Source organism: bacterium (assembly GCA_004299235.1).
Taxonomy (GTDB): domain Bacteria; phylum Chloroflexota; class Dormibacteria; order Dormibacterales; family Dormibacteraceae; genus SCQL01.
On sequence record SCQL01000031.1, the window covers coordinates 294,145 to 312,864 of the forward strand.

The 18,720-nt window shown below is 68.4% G+C and carries 16 protein-coding genes; 3 read left to right on the forward strand and 13 right to left on the reverse strand.

The genetic code is table 11. From position 1 onward, the window contains the following. Positions 1–2: 2 nt before the first annotated feature. The 13 genes from EPN29_11825 to EPN29_11885 form a co-directional block, all read right to left on the reverse strand. Positions 3–1,043, reverse strand: a complete 1,041-nt coding sequence (locus EPN29_11825) for a rod shape-determining protein (GenBank protein ID TAN32009.1) — start codon at positions 1,041–1,043, stop codon at positions 3–5. Between the two features lie 121 nt (positions 1,044–1,164). Next, the gene (locus EPN29_11830; protein ID TAN31885.1) at positions 1,165–1,974 is read right to left on the reverse strand and encodes a hypothetical protein; all 810 of its coding nucleotides are present in this window, start codon (positions 1,972–1,974) and stop codon (positions 1,165–1,167) included. After that, positions 1,971–3,194, reverse strand: a complete 1,224-nt coding sequence (locus tag EPN29_11835) for a hypothetical protein (GenBank protein TAN31886.1) — start codon at positions 3,192–3,194, stop codon at positions 1,971–1,973. Before EPN29_11835 ends, EPN29_11830 begins: the two co-directional genes overlap by 4 nt. After that, on the reverse strand, positions 3,184–3,726 hold the full coding sequence (locus EPN29_11840; protein ID TAN31887.1) for a hypothetical protein: 543 nt from the start codon (positions 3,724–3,726) through the stop codon (positions 3,184–3,186). Before EPN29_11840 ends, EPN29_11835 begins: the two co-directional genes overlap by 11 nt. 1 nt (position 3,727) lies before the next feature. Next, positions 3,728–5,377 carry a hypothetical protein gene (locus EPN29_11845; GenBank protein ID TAN31888.1) on the reverse strand — a complete coding sequence of 550 codons (1,650 nt, stop codon included), beginning with the start codon at positions 5,375–5,377 and terminating at the stop codon, positions 3,728–3,730. A gap of 8 nt (positions 5,378–5,385) precedes the next feature. Then, positions 5,386–7,932: a valine--tRNA ligase gene (locus EPN29_11850; GenBank protein ID TAN31889.1), complete on the reverse strand. Its 2,547-nt coding sequence runs from the start codon at positions 7,930–7,932 to the stop codon at positions 5,386–5,388. Between the two features lie 213 nt (positions 7,933–8,145). Next, entirely contained in the window at positions 8,146–9,423 is a 1,278-nt protein-coding gene (clpX, locus tag EPN29_11855; protein ID TAN31890.1) for an ATP-dependent Clp protease ATP-binding subunit ClpX, read from the reverse strand. 34 nt (positions 9,424–9,457) lie between these two features. Further along, positions 9,458–9,652: a hypothetical protein gene (locus EPN29_11860; GenBank protein ID TAN31891.1), complete on the reverse strand. Its 195-nt coding sequence runs from the start codon at positions 9,650–9,652 to the stop codon at positions 9,458–9,460. Then, entirely contained in the window at positions 9,649–10,311 is a 663-nt protein-coding gene (gene clpP, locus EPN29_11865; protein TAN31892.1) for an ATP-dependent Clp endopeptidase proteolytic subunit ClpP, read from the reverse strand. The genes EPN29_11860 and clpP overlap by 4 nt, the downstream gene beginning before the upstream one ends. Positions 10,312–10,366: 55 nt before the next feature. Further along, positions 10,367–11,716 carry a trigger factor gene (tig, locus tag EPN29_11870; protein ID TAN31893.1) on the reverse strand — a complete coding sequence of 450 codons (1,350 nt, stop codon included), beginning with the start codon at positions 11,714–11,716 and terminating at the stop codon, positions 10,367–10,369. Positions 11,717–11,774: 58 nt separating this feature from the next. Continuing rightward, positions 11,775–14,063, reverse strand: coding sequence for a hypothetical protein (locus tag EPN29_11875; GenBank protein TAN31894.1), 2,289 nt, complete (start codon positions 14,061–14,063; stop codon positions 11,775–11,777). Positions 14,064–14,114: 51 nt separating this feature from the next. Continuing rightward, positions 14,115–14,648: a hypothetical protein gene (locus EPN29_11880; protein ID TAN31895.1), complete on the reverse strand. Its 534-nt coding sequence runs from the start codon at positions 14,646–14,648 to the stop codon at positions 14,115–14,117. A gap of 39 nt (positions 14,649–14,687) precedes the next feature. Then, on the reverse strand, positions 14,688–15,851 hold the full coding sequence (locus EPN29_11885) for an MFS transporter (GenBank protein ID TAN31896.1): 1,164 nt from the start codon (positions 15,849–15,851) through the stop codon (positions 14,688–14,690). 51 nt (positions 15,852–15,902) lie between these two features. On the opposite strand from EPN29_11885, the gene EPN29_11890 reads away from it, so the two are divergent. Genes EPN29_11890 through sufB form a run of 3 tightly spaced genes read left to right on the forward strand, consistent with a single transcriptional unit; the run spans position 15,903 to position 18,719 of the window. Further along, complete coding sequence (locus EPN29_11890; protein TAN31897.1) at positions 15,903–16,535, forward strand: HTH domain-containing protein; 633 nt, start codon at positions 15,903–15,905, stop codon at positions 16,533–16,535. Then, positions 16,528–17,310: a Fe-S cluster assembly ATPase SufC gene (gene sufC / locus EPN29_11895; GenBank protein ID TAN31898.1), complete on the forward strand. Its 783-nt coding sequence runs from the start codon at positions 16,528–16,530 to the stop codon at positions 17,308–17,310. Before EPN29_11890 ends, sufC begins: the two co-directional genes overlap by 8 nt. After that, positions 17,310–18,719, forward strand: a complete 1,410-nt coding sequence (sufB, locus tag EPN29_11900) for a Fe-S cluster assembly protein SufB (GenBank protein TAN31899.1) — start codon at positions 17,310–17,312, stop codon at positions 18,717–18,719. The genes sufC and sufB overlap by 1 nt, the downstream gene beginning before the upstream one ends. Position 18,720 lies beyond the last annotated feature (1 nt).

Genomic DNA, 18,720 nt, shown 5'->3' on the forward strand with positions numbered 1-18,720 from the left:
CCTCAGTACCTGAGCGCCCGTACGCGGCGCGTCCGCAGCAGGACCCGGTTCAAAGTGTCGATCTCCTCGAGGACGATGCCCGTGCCGCGCACGACACAGGTGAGCGGATCCTCGGCGATCCGCACGGGCATCAGCGTCTCGTGCGCGATCAGCTTGTCCAGGCCGGCGAGCAGCGCGCCTCCACCGCAGACGACGATGCCGCGCTCCATGATGTCGTCGACCAGCTCGGGCGGCGTCGCGTCGAGCGTCGATCTGACCGCCCGAACGATGTCGATCAGCACGCCCGCAAGCGCCTCGCGAATATGCGCCGTCGTCATCTCCACCGTTTTCGGAAGGCCGGTGACCAGGTCGCGACCCCGGACCAGGAACGACCGTTCCTCCAGGATCGGAAAGGCGGAGCCCATCGCGATCTTGATGTCTTCGGCGGTCCGCTCACCGATGAGCAGTCCCGTGGTGCGCCGGACGTACTGGATGATCGCCTCGTCCATCCCGTCACCGCCGACGCGCGCCGATGTCGCGGCGACGACGCCCCCCAGCGAGATCACCGCGACTTCCGTCGTGCCGCCCCCGATGTCCACGATCATCGATCCGCCCGCAGCCTGGATCGGAAGACCGGCGCCGATCGCGGCCGCCATCGGCTCCTCGATGAGGTGGGCCTCGCGCGCGCCAGCCATCGTCGCGGCGTCGGTCACCGCACGCTTTTCCACCTCGGTCACCCCTGACGGGATGCCGAGCACCATGCGGGGATGGCTCACGTGCCAGGCACGGTTGTGGGCGCGCGCGATGAAGTGCCGGATCATCTGCTCGGTGTGATCGAAGTCCGCGATCACGCCATTGCGCACGGGACGCATCGCGACGATGTCGGCGGGCGTGCGACCGAGCATGCGCCGGGCTTCGGTGCCGACGCTGAGCACCTGGCCGGTGCGCTTGCTCACGGCCACGACCGACGGTTCGTTGAGGACGATGCCGCGGCCGCGCACGTGGACGAGGGTGTTGGCGGTCCCGAGGTCGATGCCGACGTCGGCCGACCAGATCCCCAACACGGAAGTCAGCAGGTTCAAGGCGCTTGGAAGGCGTGAGGCAAATGTGGTGGGTCGCGCCGGATCATACACCCCCTTGCGGTGTTTTCCACAGGCGCACCCCACATACGGGGCCCGGTTGTAACTAGCGCGACACCATCGAGGTCACCAGGACGAGCCCCAGAACCACCGCCGCATAAGGTGGCACCGCCCGCATGTAGAGTCTGCGCGCGATCGCCGCGCCGCGCCGGTTCATCAGGGCTCCCGACCCCAGCACCACCGCGGCGACGAGCAAGCTGATGCCGAAAAAACGCAGCACGCCGGCCGGGTCGTCGCCGGACGGCGGAAAAAACAACGTCGTGAACAGCGCGCAGTAAGGCAACCAGCACCACGCGCGTGCGGCATCCAGCCGCTCGCCGGGGTGCCGGTCGCCAGGCGGTGGAAGGGGCCACAGGCGCAGCAACGCGGGCAAGCAGACCAGGAAGAGAAAACCGCACGCCACCTTGAGGGGTAGGAGGGCGGGCACCAAGACGTTGCCCAACACCTGAGGTCGCAGGCTCTCAGGCTGCACGGCGGGGCCGAGCACGGCGAGCAGCCAGCAGAACTGGATCACGAGCAGAGAGCCTGGTTCCGGGACGAGGTCGACGGTCAGCGCCAGCTCGGCCCAGGCCGTGAAGGCGAGCGCGATCGCCGCAACGACGAGGTTGCGTTCATCCGACATCATCGGGTTGAACGGAGCCGACACCTGGACCGCGGCGAGGATCGAGCACAGCGCGACCGTCGCCAGCACAGGGGTGGGGCGCCGCCGCAGCCAATCGGGCAGGGCCCACCGACGGCGCGTGATCGCCGTCCAGGCGATCTCCACGAGGGCGCCGAAGGCGATCACGGTGAGCAGCCCCGGGTACAGCAGCAGCGCCGCCGAGTGCGACGCCAGCGCCGACAGGACCTGGATCACTGGAGCCCCGCTAAGCTGAGGACCGGCTGCGGATAAAGACCGATGGCGACGTTGAGGGCGAGCACGATGCCGACTCCCAGCGCTTGCCGCCCGCGCGGCAATCCCAGGCTCCGGCCGAGCCGCAGCGAGGGCGGAAGCCACAGCAGCATGCCGATCGCGAGCACCAGCGCCAGCGGCCAGTAGATCTGGGTCGCGCCGCGCAGCAGCAGCACGCGAGCCGTAAAGCCGGCAAACGGCGCCGACCCAGCAAGCACGGCGGCGACCAGAAGGTTGACGGGGCGATCGGTCGGCGCCTTCTCTCGAAGCGCCGGCCGCGACCAGAGATAAAGCGGCAGGCGGCTGAGCATGATGCCGTAGAGCACGAGCAGGGCCGCCGCCTGTCCGTCGGCGACGGCGAGTCCGAACCCGCACAGCGCGAGGCCCCAATCGGCCATGAACGAGTAATGCCACGCGGCCGCGCCGTTTTCGGTTCGCCACGAGGCCACGCTCCCCCACGCCATGTTGAGCAACCCCAGGCCGATGAGCATGGCGCCGAACGCCGCGCCGGCCTCCGCGGGCAAGACCTCTTGCGCGCGCGAAAGCACGACCGAGGCCAGGAGGGGACCGACAAACGCGATCCAAGCGATTGGCGACGCGGCCGCGGCCTCTTCCGGGTCGAACTCGTGGATGTATGGCAGCAGTCCGATGCCGGCCACCAGCCCCGCCACCAACCCGACCGCGGCGAACCGTTGCAGGATTGCCGGCCCCTCGAAGCGCGCGAAGGCGAGGGCCAGCGCGAGCAGCGCCACCGCCAGGATGGGCGCCCGCAGCCGGGACGCAAATGCCCGCCTCCCGGACAGCCCCGCGTGCAGCGCGGCCAGCGCGAGTAGGACGAGGACCACCACGTCCACGCTGGGGGCGGCCGCGATGGCGGCCATGCCGGCCAGACCGGCAAGTCCCCGGGTGAGCACTGCCGCTCGCGGCACTCGCGACGGTGCCAGCGCGACGGCCAGCGCCAGCGCCGCGGCGGCGGCGATGAGCAGGGCGCGGCTCGGAGCAGACAGGGCGAGCGAGATGCCGAGCTGCTGCGACGCAAGGCCCGGCGTGGCCAGCACGATCATGGCCACACCCGCCAGGCCGAGCGCCCCTCCGGCGGCCAGGGCGGCCTGTGGTCGCCTGCGCAGCGCCGCGGTGCAGACCGCGCCCACAGCCGGCAGGCCGACCGCCAGCTCAGGCTGCACGCGGCTCTGTCAGAGGTACGACCGTGACCCCGGCTGCGATCAAGGCGCCGATGATGAACGGCGCGGGCCCCGGCGTCATCGCGCCGAGGCCGGTCGCCGCGGCCATCGCCAGCGCCAAGGCCGAGACCGCCGTCAGCACGACCGTGGTGTGGCTGCCGGCCAGCACTCGCGCCGTCATCAGTCCGATGACGGTCAGGGTGGCAAAGCGAACTGCCACGCCGGGCCCGGTGGTGACGGAGACCGCAACCCACAGTGCGACCAATCCGGCCGCGACGCACAGCACCATGCGCGGCGTCGAGCCCGGCGGCATCAAGCCCCAACCCGGGCGGCCTGACCGCAACCGCCGCCATGCGGCCAGCGTGCCGCCGCCGAAAATCGCGATGACGGCAAGCCAGTCTCCCCACTCGAGCGCCGCCAGGCCAACCGTCAGCAGCCCGAGTCCCAACGCCAGCCCACGACGGCCATCCGAAAGCACGATCACCGCGGCGCCCGACCAGGCGAGGAGCGCTGCCGCCGCCTCGATCACAGCCACATCAGCGACTGACCGCGAAAGCCAGCGCGACCAGGGCCGCGAGCCACAGCACGGGCCGGCCGCCCGTCGCCGCCGCCTCGAGCGCGCGCAGGTTGAGAATCGAGCGGTACTGCTCCGGCACCGCCGCCGACCGGACCAGCTCCCTGGCGCGCGCGATCCCGCCGGCGCCCGGGACCGCAAAAAGGGGCGGCCGGGCTTGCCCGCGCACCTGGGCCGCGCCGGCGAAGCCGTAAGCCAGGACGCCGAGCACGAGCAGCGGCGCCAAAAGCGTCAGCGCCGGGAGGACGGTGGAGACGGTCACCACCGACGTGAGACTTCCGCTCAGAGCGCCGGCCAGCGGCATGACGTTCGCCTGCGCCGGGTTCGCGAACACCGACTGGAGCGCCGCGAGTGCGGGACCGGCGACCAGGGTCAGAGCGGCGATGGCCATCGCCACGCGGGGATGCGTCTCCCTCGCCGCATGCCCACGGCCTGCCGGCAGGCCGACCGCGCGCGCGGCCGCCACCATCCAGACGACCCAGGCGGCCGCGCCGGCGATGCCGATGAGGCCGATGAAGTCTCCGCCTTCGAAGGTCGCCTCGATGCCGATGACGCGCGCTCCGAACGTCAGACCTGGCGGCAGCCCGACGGCGGCCGCGATCGTGATCAGCGATGCGGGTCCCGCGCGGTCGGGGAGCAATGACAGGCAGGCGGTCAACGCGCCGGCGGTCGCGAGGGTGATGAGGCCCGCCACCAGGCCGAGCGGGGTGCCGAGCGCGATGGTCATCAGAGCGAAGCCGCCGAGTCCCGGGATCACCTCGCCGAAGAACTCGCGCCGGGTCGCCGCCGCTTGGGCTCGCGCTGCCGCACCGAGCGCGACCAGCATGCCGAGCAGTGCGAGGCCGGCGTTGAGAAGCGGCTGCGGATACCGGCCGCCCCCCATCTCGTACGCGCGGACCAGCAGGTACAGGCCCAGCGGATACAGCGTCGCCACGGTCATGCCGGCGGCGCGAAGCGAGGGTCGCGACCACAGCTGCGCCGGCCATGAGCGCCACGGGAACAGGCCCGATGCCATCAGGGCGGCCACCGCGACGAGGGAGAAAACCGGAACGGTCATGGACGAGACCGGGATGGCGGCGTAGGCCGCGGTGCCTCCACGCACCTGCAGGATGACGCCGGCCCAGCTCAGGGCCAGCCACGCGGCGAGCAGCATGCCCCAGGGGGGTCGGGGTGCGCGGATGTCCTCGGTATCCAGCTGCACGACCGCCAAGGTCGCCGCGGTGCCGCCGGCGATCGCCGTCAGGACGACACCGCCCGCTTCGATCGCCGCCATCGCCGCCGCGACGCCGAGCGCCGCGACGGTCGACTCCTGCCAGGTTCGGGGTTGCAGGGTCAGCAGGATGGCGGCGGGCGCCAGGACGATGAGCCCAAAGGCGAATGCGACGGCGTCGATTCGAAGCGCGAGCGCGGTCCCGAAGCCCAGGGGCCCCAGGTTCAGCTCCTGGGTCGCACGCACGGGCAGCCACAGGATGAGAAGCGCCAGCACCGCGCTCCAGGCCCCGATGCCGGCCATCATCCGGCCCGGCCTGACATTGATCAGGCCGCATGCGGCGGTCACGGCCGCGGCGATGAGCGGCAGGAGAATGGGCGCGAGTAGGGCGATTGGCGGCATGCGCCCGTCTACTCTAGGCGGTCGATTGCGGCCCGAAGTTCGGCCGCGCGCTCCTCCAGCTTCTTGACGATCTCGGCCGGGGCCTTGGCCAGCAGGTCGGGGTTGGCCAGCTTGGTTCCCGTCTTCTCGAGCTCCGATCGGAGCCTTCTGAGCTCGGCCTGGCGGCGGCTGTCGCCCGTGCCCGCGGGGAAGCTCACCCGGCCGGCCACCGCGCCCAGCGGCGTGCCCTCGTCCAGCGCCTCGACCAGGTCCACCCAGGCCAGCCTCGCCACCAGGCCGGCGATCGTTCGATCCGCACCATCGAGCTGCAGCTTCCCTCCGCGGGGCGGGGCGCCGGCCCCCTGCCGGTGGCCGCGCACCTCCTCGACGATGCGCATCACCTGGCCGAAGGAGTCCTCCGCCGCCGGGTCGACCAACGTGTCTTGCGGCTGCGGCCATGGCGCACGCATGACGAAATCGCGATTCCCGGGCAGGCGCGACCAAAGCTCCTCGGTCACGAACGGCATGAAGGGATGCAGCAGCCGGAGCAGGTTGTCGAGGCAGAAAAAGGCAACGCCTCGGGCCCCCGCTTCGCCTTCGCGCAGCCGCTCCTTCGCCGCCTCGAGATACCAGTCGCAGAACTCATTCCACGCAAAGCCGTAGGCCGCGACCATCGAGTCCTGGAACGTGAAGCCTTCGATCCCCGCCGTGACCGCCGCGCATGCCCCGGACAGCCGGGACAGCACCCAGCGGTCCTCCAGATGACTCTCGAGCGCTCCCGGGGCTTCGGCGGGCGCCGTCCCAGGCGAACTCAGCACCAGGCGCGTCGCGTTCCAGAGCTTGTTGCAGAAGCGCCGGTAGCCCTCGACCCGGCTCTCGTCGAAGCGCACGTCCTGGCTCGACATAGCCACCGATGCCGCCCAGGCTCGAACCGCATCGGTGCCGTATCTGTCGATCAGCTCGCGCGGGTCCACCCCGGTGCCGAGCGATTTCGACATCCGCCGCCCGTCGGCAGCCTGCACCTGGCAGTGGATGGCGACGTCACCGAAAGGCACCTCGCCCATGAACTCGAGGCCGGTCATGATCATCCGGCTCACCCACAGATTGATGATCTCCCGCGCCGTGCTGTTCATGTCGTTGGCATAGAAGGCCTTCAGGTCGTCGGTGCGATCCGGCCAGCCGAGGGTCGCGAAAGGCCAGAGCGCCGACGAGAACCAGGTGTCGAGGACGTCGGGATCCTGGGTCAGCTCCGTGCTCCCGCACTCGGTGCACTCGCGCGGCCGCTCGATCGCGACCAGCTGATGTCCGTTCTCGCAGTGATAGACGGGGACCCGGTGGCCCAGCCAGAGCTGCCGGCCGATGTTCCAGTCGCGCAAGCCGCGCAGCCAGTCGATGTACGTCCGCTCGTAGCGCTCGGGATGCCATCGCACCTTACCCGCCGCTGAGGCCGCCAGCGCCTTGTCCCGCATCACCTCCATGCGCAGCCACCACTGATCGCTGACCAGCGGTTCGATCACCGCGTCGCAGCGGTCGCAGTGGCCGACCTCGTGCGTATACGGTTCCTCCTTGAGCAGCAGGCCCTGGGACTTCAGGTCGGCCACGACCCGCCTGCGGGCCTCCAGCGCGGACAGGCCGTCGTAAGGCAGCCCGGGCACGTTCATGCGGCCGTCGGGGTGCATGCCGTTGACGAGCTCGAGCGAATGGCGCTGACCGATCTCGTAGTCCATGGGGTCGTGGCCGGGCGTGACCTTCAACGCTCCGGTGCCGAAATCCTTCTCGACCGCGGCGTCGCCGACAATGGGCAGCCGGCGACCCACCAGCGGCAGGACGGCGGTCTTGCCGATGATCGCCCGGTAGCGATCATCGGCCGGGTTGACGGCCACGCCGGTGTCGGCGAGCATCGTCTCCGGCCGGACCGTGGCGATGACCACGTCTCCGCCGCCCTCGATCGGGTAGCGGATGAAGTACAGCGTGTCGTGGTGCTCCTGCCACTTCACCTCGAGGTCGGAGATGGCGGAGCGATCGCGGGGGCACCAGTTGACGATGCGCGGCGCCCGGTAGATCCAGCCGCGTTCGTAAAACGCGACGAACGCCGTCATGACGGCGCGCACGTAGCGCGCGTCCATGGTGAAGCGTTGGCGGGACCAGTCGAGCGAGACGCCCAGGATCCGGTCCTGGCTGACGATGGTCTCGCCGACGTCGCGATACCACTCGTCAACCCGCGAGGTGAACGCGTCGCGACCCAGCTGCTCTTTGGTCATGCCTTCGGCCGCGAGCTGCTTCTCGATCACGTTCTGCGTGGCGATGGCGGCGTGGTCGGTGCCCGGCAGGAACAGCACCTCGAAGCCGGCCATGCGCCGGTAGCGCGCGCAGATGTCCTGCAGCGTGTGGTTGAGCGCGTGCCCCATGTGCAGCTCGCCGGTGATGTTGGGCGGCGGCAGGCAGATGGTGAACTTCGGCTTCGCGCTCTTGGCGTCGGCGATGAAAAGCCCTTCGGACTCCCAGCGCGCGTACCAGCCGGCCTCGATGGCCTGCGGATCGAAGGCTTTCGCCATGGCGCTGGTGGTTTCACTCATGTGGGCGTGTTCCGATCATGCGATTGAAGGTCGACGGTGCCGGCGGAGGGTCGCTTAGCGCGACTGGGCCGGCGAGGGTACGGATACGTTCTCGGTCCGGCTCATGGTCTGAGAAAGCTTAACGCGCTCGGGACGGTGGGGTGAGACGCCGTTCAGCCGGACGGCACACCCCTGCTCTGACCCACCTGACGGTGGCGGCCGTCCGGGCTAGGGCTAGGCGGACTCTCCGACCAGCCGCGCCGGGGCCTCGCCTTCCTCGCCGAGCTCGAACTCCGGCTCGAGGGCTTCGCGAATCGCCCGCTCTGAGATGAGACAGCGCTTGATCTCCGGACGTGACGGAATCTCGAACATCGAGTTGAGCAGCGCCTCCTCGATGATCGACTTCAGCGCCCGTGCCCCGGTGCCGCGGTGCAGGGCCAGCTCGGCGATGGCGTCAAGGCTGCCCTTCTGGAAAACCAGCTCGACGTTGTCGAGCGAGAAGAACTTCTGGTACTGCTTGACCAGCGCGTTCTTCGGCTCGGTGAGGATGCGCACGATGTCCTGCTGGTCCAGGTGGTGCAGCGTGACGATGATCGGCAGGCGGCCGATGAACTCCGGGATGAACCCGTACTTCAGCAGGTCCTGAGGCTGCATGTGCTTCAGCGTCTCGGTGATCGCCTTGCGCTCGACCTTGGTGTGCGGCGCGCCAAACCCGATGGCCCGCCGGCCGATGCGCTGCTCGACGACCTTCTCCAGTCCATCGAACGCGCCGCCGCAGATGAACAGGATGTTGGTGGTGTTGATCTGGATGAAATCCTGGTGCGGGTGCTTGCGCCCGCCCTGGGGCGGGACGTTGGCGACGGTGCCTTCCAGGATCTTCAGCAGGGCCTGTTGCACACCTTCGCCGCTGACGTCTCGAGTGATCGACGGGTTGTCCGACTTGCGCGCGATCTTGTCGATCTCGTCGATGTAGATGATCCCGCGCTCGGCGCGGCTGATGTCGAAGTCGGCGGCCTGGATCAGGCGGAGCAGGATGTTCTCGACGTCCTCGCCGACGTAGCCGGCCTCGGTGAGGCTCGTGGCGTCGGCGATCGCAAACGGCACGTCCAGGATCTTGGCCAGGGTCTGGGCGAGGTAGGTCTTGCCGCAGCCGGTGGGGCCGACCAGCAGCACGTTCGATTTCGTCAGCTCGACGTCGCCCACCGACTTGGACGCGGAGATGCGCTTGTAGTGGTTGTAGACCTGGACCGACAGCACCTTCTTGGCGCGGTCCTGGCCGATCACATACTGGTCCAGTGCCGCGCTTATGGTCTTCGGGTTCGGAATGAAGCCGGTCTTCTGCTTTTTCTGACCGGTTGAGCGGGTGTCGTCCTCGAGGACCTCCTGGCAGAGGTCGATGCACTGGTCGCAGATGAAGACACCCGGCCCCGCGACCAGCTTGCGGACCTGGTCCTGACCCTTGCCACAGAAGCTGCAGCGTGTGTAACGGCGGCGGTCTTCTCTTTCGTTCATCGGTTCTTTGATTCGGTGACCCGGCCCGTGTCCATCAGGACGAGGCCGGCGCCGGGGGATTATGGCCCCACAGCATCTCGTTGGCAACGCTTATGCATTCGCTGCAGATGTAGACGCCTGAGCCCGCGACGAGCCGGATGCCTCGCTCACCCTGCGCCTTGCCGCAGAAGGAGCACTTCGGCCGGTGCCGTTTGACCTCGCCGCTCTTGCCCTTGCGTCGGAAGATCATGGGGTGGCGGCGACCTTCTCCTTTTCCTTCTCTTTCTCTTTGTCGCCGGGCTTGGTGGGCGTGAGGATGATGTCGTCGATCAGCCCGTACTCCTTCGCCGCCTCCGAGGTCAGGAAGTAGTCCCGCTCGGTGTCCTGGGTCACCTTCTCGATCTTCTGGCTCGTGTGCCGCGCCAGGATCTGGTTCAACTGCTCGCGGGTGCGCAGAATCTCCTTGGCGTGGATCTGGATGTCGGTCGCCTGCCCCTGCATCCCGCCCCACGGCTGGTGGATGAGGATGTTGGCGTGGGGCAGCGCGTAGCGCTGTCCGTGGGCGCCGCCCGCGAGCAGCACCGCGGCCATCGAGTAGGCCATGCCGATGCAGATCGTCGAGACCGGCGGCCGGATGTACTGCATGGTGTCGTAGATCGCCAGCCCGGCCGTGACCTGGCCGCCTGGGCTGTTGATGTAAAGCGCGATCTCCTTCTCGGGGTCCTCGGACTGCAGGAAGAGGAGCTGCGCCACGACCAGGTTCGCCACCTGGTCGTCGATCGGGGTGCCGATGAAGACGATGCGGTCCTTGAGCAACCGCGAGTAGATGTCGAAGGCGCGCTCGCCGCGCCCTGTGTTCTCGACCACCATCGGCACCAGGTAGCCGGACGGACGCTGGACTGAGTTCATGTCGTGCACAACGTCATTCTAGACACGCCGTCTGGGGGTTCCGTCAACTCTCGGATCAGCCGGCTTTCGGCGTGCCCGCGGGCGCCACTTCCACCAGCCGTGCCAGCACGCGTCTGCGGCGCAGCCGTGACCCGAAGTACCGGCGAGCGCTGGCGCTCTTTTTCAGCTCCGCCACCTGTCCCTTCAGCTCTTCGTCGCCCGCCGCCTGCTCCTCCATGAACTGGATCAAGTCCTCATCGGAGGGCTCCAGGCTCTCGCGCTTGGCGAACTCCGCCAGCACCAGGTCGATCTTCAGCCGCTGCTCCGCATCCGGCCGCTGCTCCGCCATCCACTGGTCCAGGGTCTTGCCCGTGTACTCGAGGTAGCGGTCGAGCCGGAGGCCCTGCCGGTTCATGGTGCGCTCCATCGATTCGAGCTGGCTGGTCAGCTCCCGGTCGACCAGGGTTTCGGGGACTTCGACCGACGATGCCTCCACCAGCGCCTTGACCAGGTTCTGCTCGCGCTCGAGCTTGGCCATCGCCTGCGCCGACTCTTCGAGCTCGGCCCGCACCGCGTCCCGGTACGCCGCGGCGGTCTCGTGGGTGTTGTTGCTCAGGGTCTTGGCCAGGGCGTCGTCCAGGGCCGGCAGGACCTTCTCCTTGACCCCGCGGACGGTGACGCGGATCGTCGCCTCCTTGCCCGCCAGCTTCGGCTCGCTGTAGTCGTCGGGAAATTTCACCGTCGCGGAACGCGTCTCGTCGACGAACGCGCCCGGCAGGACCGCGAGCAGTTCTGGCAGCAGCACGCCCTCTTTCAGCTCCGCCTCCATCGCTTTTTGCGACTCCGACTCGACGAGCCCGCCGTCCACCTCGACCTCGACGTCGATGACGGCGACGTCGCCGAGCCGAGCCTCGCGCTCGACAGGCGTGATCTCGGCCAGGGGCTCACGCAGGACCTCGAGCCGGCGCTGGAACATCTCCTCAGTCACCTCGATCGATGTCGCCTCCGCCCTCAGGCTGGTGGCATCGGCAAGGGTCACCTCGGGCATCACGCTGATCGTGGCCTTGAGACGCGCGGGCCGGCCGCGCTCCAGCTCGAGCACCTCGACGTCGGGATTGTCGATCGGGTCGATCGAGCCCTCCACCAGGGCTTGCCGCATGACCTCGGGCACCATCGACTCGACCACCTCTTCGCGGACGGCGGCGGGGCCCAGTCGCGCTTCGACCAGCGCCCGCGGGGCGCGGCCGGGACGGAAGCCTTCGATCTTGGCGCGCGAGACAAGCCGGTTGAGGACCCGCTCATAGAGCGCGTCGACGACTTCGGTGGGGACCTCGATGGTCAGGCCGACCTGGCTCTTCGGCAGTTGCTCGGTCACCACGGCGAGCGGCCTGCTGCCGGCAGGGCGGTCTACGGATGGGGAAGGCATGGGCGCGATTTTACGTTGGCCGGCGACCACGACCGCGCCGGCGACGAGCCGTGCGCGGTCAGGGGCAGGGCGGCAGGATGAGCGGAGTCGGACACGGCGCCGGGCTCGCCAGCACGGGGCCGGTGCCAGGGTCCGGTGGGACGTCGATGTTGATCGGCGTCGGCGTCGGGCTCGGCGGGTTGTCGCCGGGCAGCTTGGAGATGTTCTTCGTGTCGCTCAAAAACCAGCTGTTGTTGGCGCCGGCGACGACGTCCGGCGGCGGCGTGTACCACTGGTTGCCGGGCACGCCGGCGAGCGCCCGCGAGATGAAACTGTGCATCCCCGGCGAGGCGACGAAGACCCCGTCAGCGCCGGCGATCATCGTGTTCTGGTTGGGGCCTATGTCGCCCACCCAGATGACCGCGGCCAGGGAAGGCGTGAAGGCCACCGTCACCGCGTCCTTGAAGTTGTCGGTGGTGCCCGTCTTGGCGGCGACCGTGCGGTCCCTCCAGTGCAGGGCGCTGTTGCAGCCGAAGATCATGCAGCGGTTCTGGTCGTCGGCCATGATCTGGGCCATGATGAAGGCGACCCCCGGATCCAGCGCCTGGCGCGCGCGCTGGTCGGGGTGCGTCTGGTACAGGACCTGGCCGCGCGAGTCGGTCACCGAAAGGATGGCCTCGGGTGAGTGGTACACGCCCATGTCGGCGTAGGTGGCGATCCCGCCGACGTGCTCGAGCAGCGTGATCGGGTAGCCGCCGAGCGTCAGAGACGGCCCGTACTCGTCGGCGGGCGCATTCGCGTTGTAGGTGCCGTCGGGGTTGACGAAGCGCGGCATGACGCCGAGGTTGCGCATGTACGCGAGCACCGCCGGCACTCCGATCGAGAGCTCGACCTTGACCGCGGCGATGTTGAGCGAGTTGCCCATCGCCTTCTTCAGCGGCAGCACGCCGTGCGTCTTGTGGTCGTAGTTGTAGAAATCGGTCGTGCTGTACGCGTCCTTGTAGACCAGCGGGCTCGGGCCGTCGTAGACCGGGGTGTCAACCGTCGCCGCACGAGCGTTGACGACCGCCCCGTAGGTGTACGGCTTCATCGAAGAACCCATGTTGCGTGGGATCGTGGTGAAGTTGATCTGGCCGCCGGGTGAGTTGTAGTTGGGCGAGCCGACCATGACCAGGATCTCCCCGGTCTGCGGGTCCTCCGCGATCAAGCCGGACGAGAGCTGGCCCTTCGGGTCCCAGCACGCGGCTCCGGCTTCGGACAGGTAAGGCCACCCGTCCGGGGCGCCGCTGTTGTAGCAGGAGCGGCCGGGCTTCGAGGCCAGGTTGTAGTTGACGACCGATTCGCCGATCTGCTGCATGTGGAGGTCCAGGGTGGTCTTCACGTTCAGCTGCTGGACCCCGGGCTTGAAGCCGAGCTGGCGGAGCTCCGCCAGCACGTAGTCGACGAAGTGCGGCGCCGTGAAGCTGTTGACCGGCGCCTGGTAGGTGAGCTGTTCGGCCAGCGCTTTGTCCATGTCCGCCTGCGTGATGTAGTTGGAGCGGACCATCGCGTGGAGGACTTCGGTCTGGCGCAGCTTGGCCGCTTCCGGGTGCAGGACGGGGTTCCACTCGGTCGGCGCCTGCGGCAAGCCCGCGAGCACGGCGGCCTGCGCGAGGTCGAGCTTGGAAGCCGGTATGTGAAAGTAGCTTTCGGCCGCCGCCTCGACGCCGTACGACTGCGAGCCGTAGAAGCTCTTGTTCAGATAGAGCTCCATGATCTGGTCCTTGCTGTAGGCCTGGCTCAGCTCGTAGGCCAGCGCCAGCTCCTTGATCTTCCGGCTGACCGTCTGGTCGGGCGTCAGGAACTGCTGCTTGGCCAGCTGCTGCGTGATGGTGCTGCCGCCGCCGACGATGTGGCCCGCTCGGAGGTTGTCGAAAACGGCGCGGACGATGCCCTGGATGTCGAAGCCGGGGTTGGTGTAGAAGCCCCTGTCCTCGATCGCCACGGTGGCTTGGATCATCACCGGCGCGACGCTCTTGAGCTTGACCGCGAGCCGGTGGTCACCGTGGTTGCCGACATCGGCCAGCAGGGCGCCGTTGCGGTCGGTGACGATCGTGTCGCCGGCGAAGGCGGCGCTGTCCAGGCCCTGGATCGAAGGCAGGCCGTCGAAGAAGGTCTGGGCGTAGGCATCGGCGGCGAAGCCGACCAGGAGCAGCACGGCCAGCACCACGCCGAGGCCCCGCACCAAAGCAGTGCGACGCGTCCGCTGCCCGATCGGCGACCAGGCGGCATGGATGCGCGCTCGGGGGCGATGGCCCCCCTTCGTTTTGATCTTCTCAGGAACGTTTCGAGACATGTCTGGGGGCGCGTAGATTCTACGGTTTCCCATCTCCACCAACGGCCCGAGGACGGTGCGGGTTACGCCGGCCGGCGCGTTACGTCACGGAGCGGAGTCGCGGCCCTGGGCCTGTTCACGAGGCCGCGCGAACACTTCGTCGTGCCCGACCACCCGCTCCTGGCGGGTGCCCGGGAAATGGACTCTGACCCCGGGGCGCCCGGGGCTTCCCAGCTCCCAGCCGGCGGCGTAAAGGTCCGCCGCTTCCGCCAGGTCCTTGGCCTGGGCGACGTTGACCCCGTCGGTGAACGACAGGCTCTGCGCGCGGGCTCCCGGGAACCCCAACCTCACCTCGCCGCCGGTCTTGAGGTTGAACAGGTAGCCGTCTAGGGATCCCACCTCGGTCCCGGCGACCAGCTCCGCGACGGTGGGCAACCGGCCGTCTCTCATCGCCGCTTTGAGGTCCGCCCTGGAGCTTCGATGGGCGGTGCGCTCGCGCCGGCGGAACTCGGTCAAGAGCAGGTCGCGCTGACCCCGGAGGGCCGCCAGGTCCCGCTCCAGCGGTCGCATCCGCTCCCGAACCGCGGCGACACGCCGCTCCAGCTCGGCCCCGTCCAGTGCGCTGAGGTCGTCAGCCACAGATGTGACCTTACTCAATCGATGGATGGACTTTCGTCCTCACCCGCGCCGTTGAGCCTCGTGCTCGGCGCGGCGGTGGCGAAAGCCGGCGAACAGGGCGAGGTCGTAGGCGATCTTCAAGCCGCCGCCGGCGAAGAAGGGGACTCCGAACGCGGCGGCGCCGATCGCCAGCCCGGCCAGGGTGGGACCGAACGACTGCGCCACCCCGCGCACCGCCCCGGTCATCGCCACGGCCCCGGCACGCTCCGCCGCCGGCACGATCGAAACGACGTAGGCCTGGCGCGCGGGCACGTCCATCTGGGAGAGCGCGAAGCGCGCGAGCAGGGCCGCGACCGCCCACGGCAGGCTGGGGCTGAGCGGGACGAGCAGCAGGAGGAGGTTGCTGGGAAGATGGGTGAAGACCATCGTGTTGACCAGGCCGAAGCGGTCTCCCAGGCGTCCGGACGCTTCGTACGACAGGGCCTGCGTGATCGCGATCGCCGCGAACACCGGCCCGAGTGACGCGGCGCTCGCGCCAAACCGGACGTGCAGCCAGTACGCGATCACCGCGTTGGCCACGAACCCGCCGCCCAGCGCGTCCAGCGCGAAGAGAGCGGCCAGCCCAGCCAGGGGTCGGAACGAGCCGAAGGCGGGCGCGGCGGCGGGGGCTGCCACGCGCTCGCTCATCATCAGCGGCAGCAGTGCGGTCGCGACGCCGATTCCGGCATAGACGAAGAAGAAGTCCCGCATGCGATCCGGACCCGTCGCGAGCGCCGCCGCCAAGCCTCCTGTGGCATTGAAGAGACCGCCGCTCAGGGAGTAGCGGGCAAAGGCGACGTTGCGCTGCCGCGCGGGCACCGCCTCCGCGAGCACCGCCTGCTCGACCGAGGCGAACGGGCCCAGGTCGATGCTGGCGGCCCCGAGCATGCCCGTCACCCCGGACGCGGCGAGGAGCCAGGGCTGGGTCGCCAAAGCGAGGTCCAGCCCGGTGGCGGCCATCAGCGCCCCGGCCACCGCCAGCGTGCGCCGGCGCCCAAGGCGGGCCGACAGCGCGGCCGCGCCCAGACCCGAAAGTGACGCCGCGGCGAGCCCCGCGCCGAGAGTCAGCCCGATGAGCGCGGGCGACACGCCGCGCCGCTCCAGATGGACCCCGATCAGAACGGCCGAAAACCCGAATCCGAACGCGCGCAGCCCCCGAGCGGCGAGGAGGAGCAGCCGGTCCACGACCGCAACCATAAGGGAGTATTTCAACCTCGGAGTTGAAAAACCCGTAGAATCCGGCTCGTGGACTCCCGGCGCGAGACCATCCTCGCCTTCCTGAAGAGCCGTGGGCACGCGACCCTCGGTGAGATCGCCGCCCACCTCGAGGTGTCCAAGCAGGGCGCCCTGCGCCACCTGGAAGCGCTGGCCACCGCCGGGCTCACCACGGCCGCCACGGCCGAGTCCCACCGGCCCGGCCGGCCGGAGAACGTCTACCAGCTCACCCCCGCCGCGGCCGACCGCTTCCCGGACGGCCACCGTGAGCTGGCCGGGCAGCTGGTCGAATTCCTGTCCAAAGCGCAGCTGAAGCGTTTCTTCGAGCAGCGCGCCGCACGCCTCGAGGTCGAATACGCCGCCCGATTGGCGGGGCTAGACTTGGAAGCGCGCGTCCGCGAGCTGGCCAGGCTCGCCACCGAACACGGTCACATGGCCGAGGTGGTCGAGCGTGCCGAGGGTGGGCTCGCCATCCGCCACTGCAACTGCCCGATCCAGGACGTCGCCGCCCGCACCGGGCTGCCCTGCCTGCACGAGCTGCAGATGTACGAGCGGCTCCTGGGCACGGCGGTGACCCGGTCGACATGGATGGCCGAGACGGCCAGCGACTGCACATATGAAGTGATAAAGGAGCGCAAGAAGAGAGTTGGCTGATTTCGAGATCAAAGACCTGCGGGCCAGCGTCGAAGGCAAAGAGATCCTCAAAGGCGTGACGCTCGCCATTTCCAAGGGCGAGGTGCACGCGGTCATGGGCCCCAACGGCTCGGGCAAGTCAACCCTCTCCCACACCCTGATGGGCCACCCCGGCTACACGGTCGACGGCGGGGAGGTCCTCTTCATGGGTCAGAACGTGCTCGCTCTCGAGCCCGATGAGCGCGCGCGACTGGGCATGTTCCTCGCCTTCCAGTACCCGGTGGTCGTGCCTGGGATCTCGATGACCAACTTCCTGCGCACCGCGCTCAACGCCAAGCGCGGCTACGACGGCAAGGACAAGTCGAAGCAGATCTCGCCGAAGGAGTTCCGCGCCCTGTTGAAGAGCGAGCTCGAGGTGCTGCACATGGACGACTCGTTTTTGCCGCGCTACATCAACGACGGGTTCTCCGGCGGTGAGAAGAAGCGCGCGGAGATCCTGCAGATGGCGATGCTCAAGCCCCAGATCGCGATCCTCGACGAGACCGACTCCGGGCTGGACATCGACTCGATCAAGTTCGTCGCCGAGGCCGTGAACCGCATGCGCGGCCCTGAGCTCGGCGTCCTGATCATCACCCACTACACCCGCATCCTCGAATTCATCAAGCCCGACTTCGTCCACGTCCTGGTCGATGGGAGGTTCGTCATGTCCGGCGGCCCCGAGGTCGCCAGCCGGCTGGAGAAGACCGGATACGCAGAGTGGGGGGACACCGAAGCGCCGCCCCAGGAGGTTGCCTGATGGCCACAGTACCCAAGCTCGACGTCGGCACCGATTACAAGGAGAAGTACGGCTTCTTCGTCCCCGAGGACTACGTGTTCAAGGCCAAGCGCGGTCTGAACCCGGAGATCGTCAACGAGATCTCGTGGATGAAGAAGGAACCGGAGTGGATGCTGAAGTTCCGGCTTCGCTCGCTGGAGATCTTCCGCAAGAAGCCGATGCCCACGTGGGGCGCGGATCTCTCGGTGATCGACTTCGAGAACATCTTTTACTACCTCAAGGCCTCCGCGAAGCAGTCGACGAGCTGGGAAGAGCTGCCGCCTGACATCAAGGCGACGTACGACCGCCTGGGAGTGCCGGAGGCGGAGCGCAAGTTCCTCGCCGGGGTCTCCGCGCAGTACGAGTCCGAGGTCGTCTACCACTCGCTGCAGGAAGAGCTGACGAAGAAGGGCGTCATCTTCACCGACACCGACTCCGCGCTGCGCGACCATCCTGAGCTGTTCAAGGAGTACTTCGGCACCGTCATCCCGCCGGCGGACAACAAGTTCGCGGCGCTGAACAGCGCGGTCTGGTCGGGCGGCTCCTTCATCTACGTGCCGAAGGGCGTGCGCGTGGACATCCCGCTGCAGGCTTACTTCCGCATCAACGCGGAGAACATGGGCCAGTTCGAGCGGACGCTGATCATCTGCGACGAGGGCTCCTTCGTCCATTACATCGAGGGCTGCACGGCCCCCATCTACACCACCGACTCACTGCACTCGGCGGTGGTCGAGATCATCGTCAAGAAGAACGCGCGGTGCCGGTACACGACCATCCAGAACTGGTCGACCAACGTCTTCAACCTGGTGACCAAGCGCGCGCTGGCCTACGCCGACGCGACCATGGAATGGGTCGACGGGAACCTGGGCTCGCAGATCACGATGAAGTACCCGAGTGTCTACCTGATGGAACCCGGCGCCAAAGGCGACGTGCTCTCGGTGGCATTCGCCGGCAAGGGCCAGCACCAGGACGCGGGGGGCAAGATGGTCCACGTCGCGCCCAACACGACATCGACCATCACCTCGAAGTCGATCTCCAAGGCCGGCGGCCGCGCCTCATACCGCGGCCATATCAAGGTCTATCCCGGCGCCAACAACTGCAAGTCGTTCGTCAAGTGCGATGCCTTGCTGCTCGATGACGAGTCGCGCTCCGACACCTACCCTTACAACGACGTCGACGCCGACAACGTCACCCTCGGCCACGAGGCGACCGTGAGCAAGGTCTCCGACGAACAGCTCTTCTATCTGATGAGCCGCGGCATCGCGCGCAGCGAGGCGGAGACGATGATCGTCAACGGCTTCATCGAGCCCTTCACCAAGGAGCTCCCGCTCGAGTACGCGGTGGAGCTGAACCGGCTCATCCAGCTCGAGATGGAGGGCTCGGTAGGCTAAA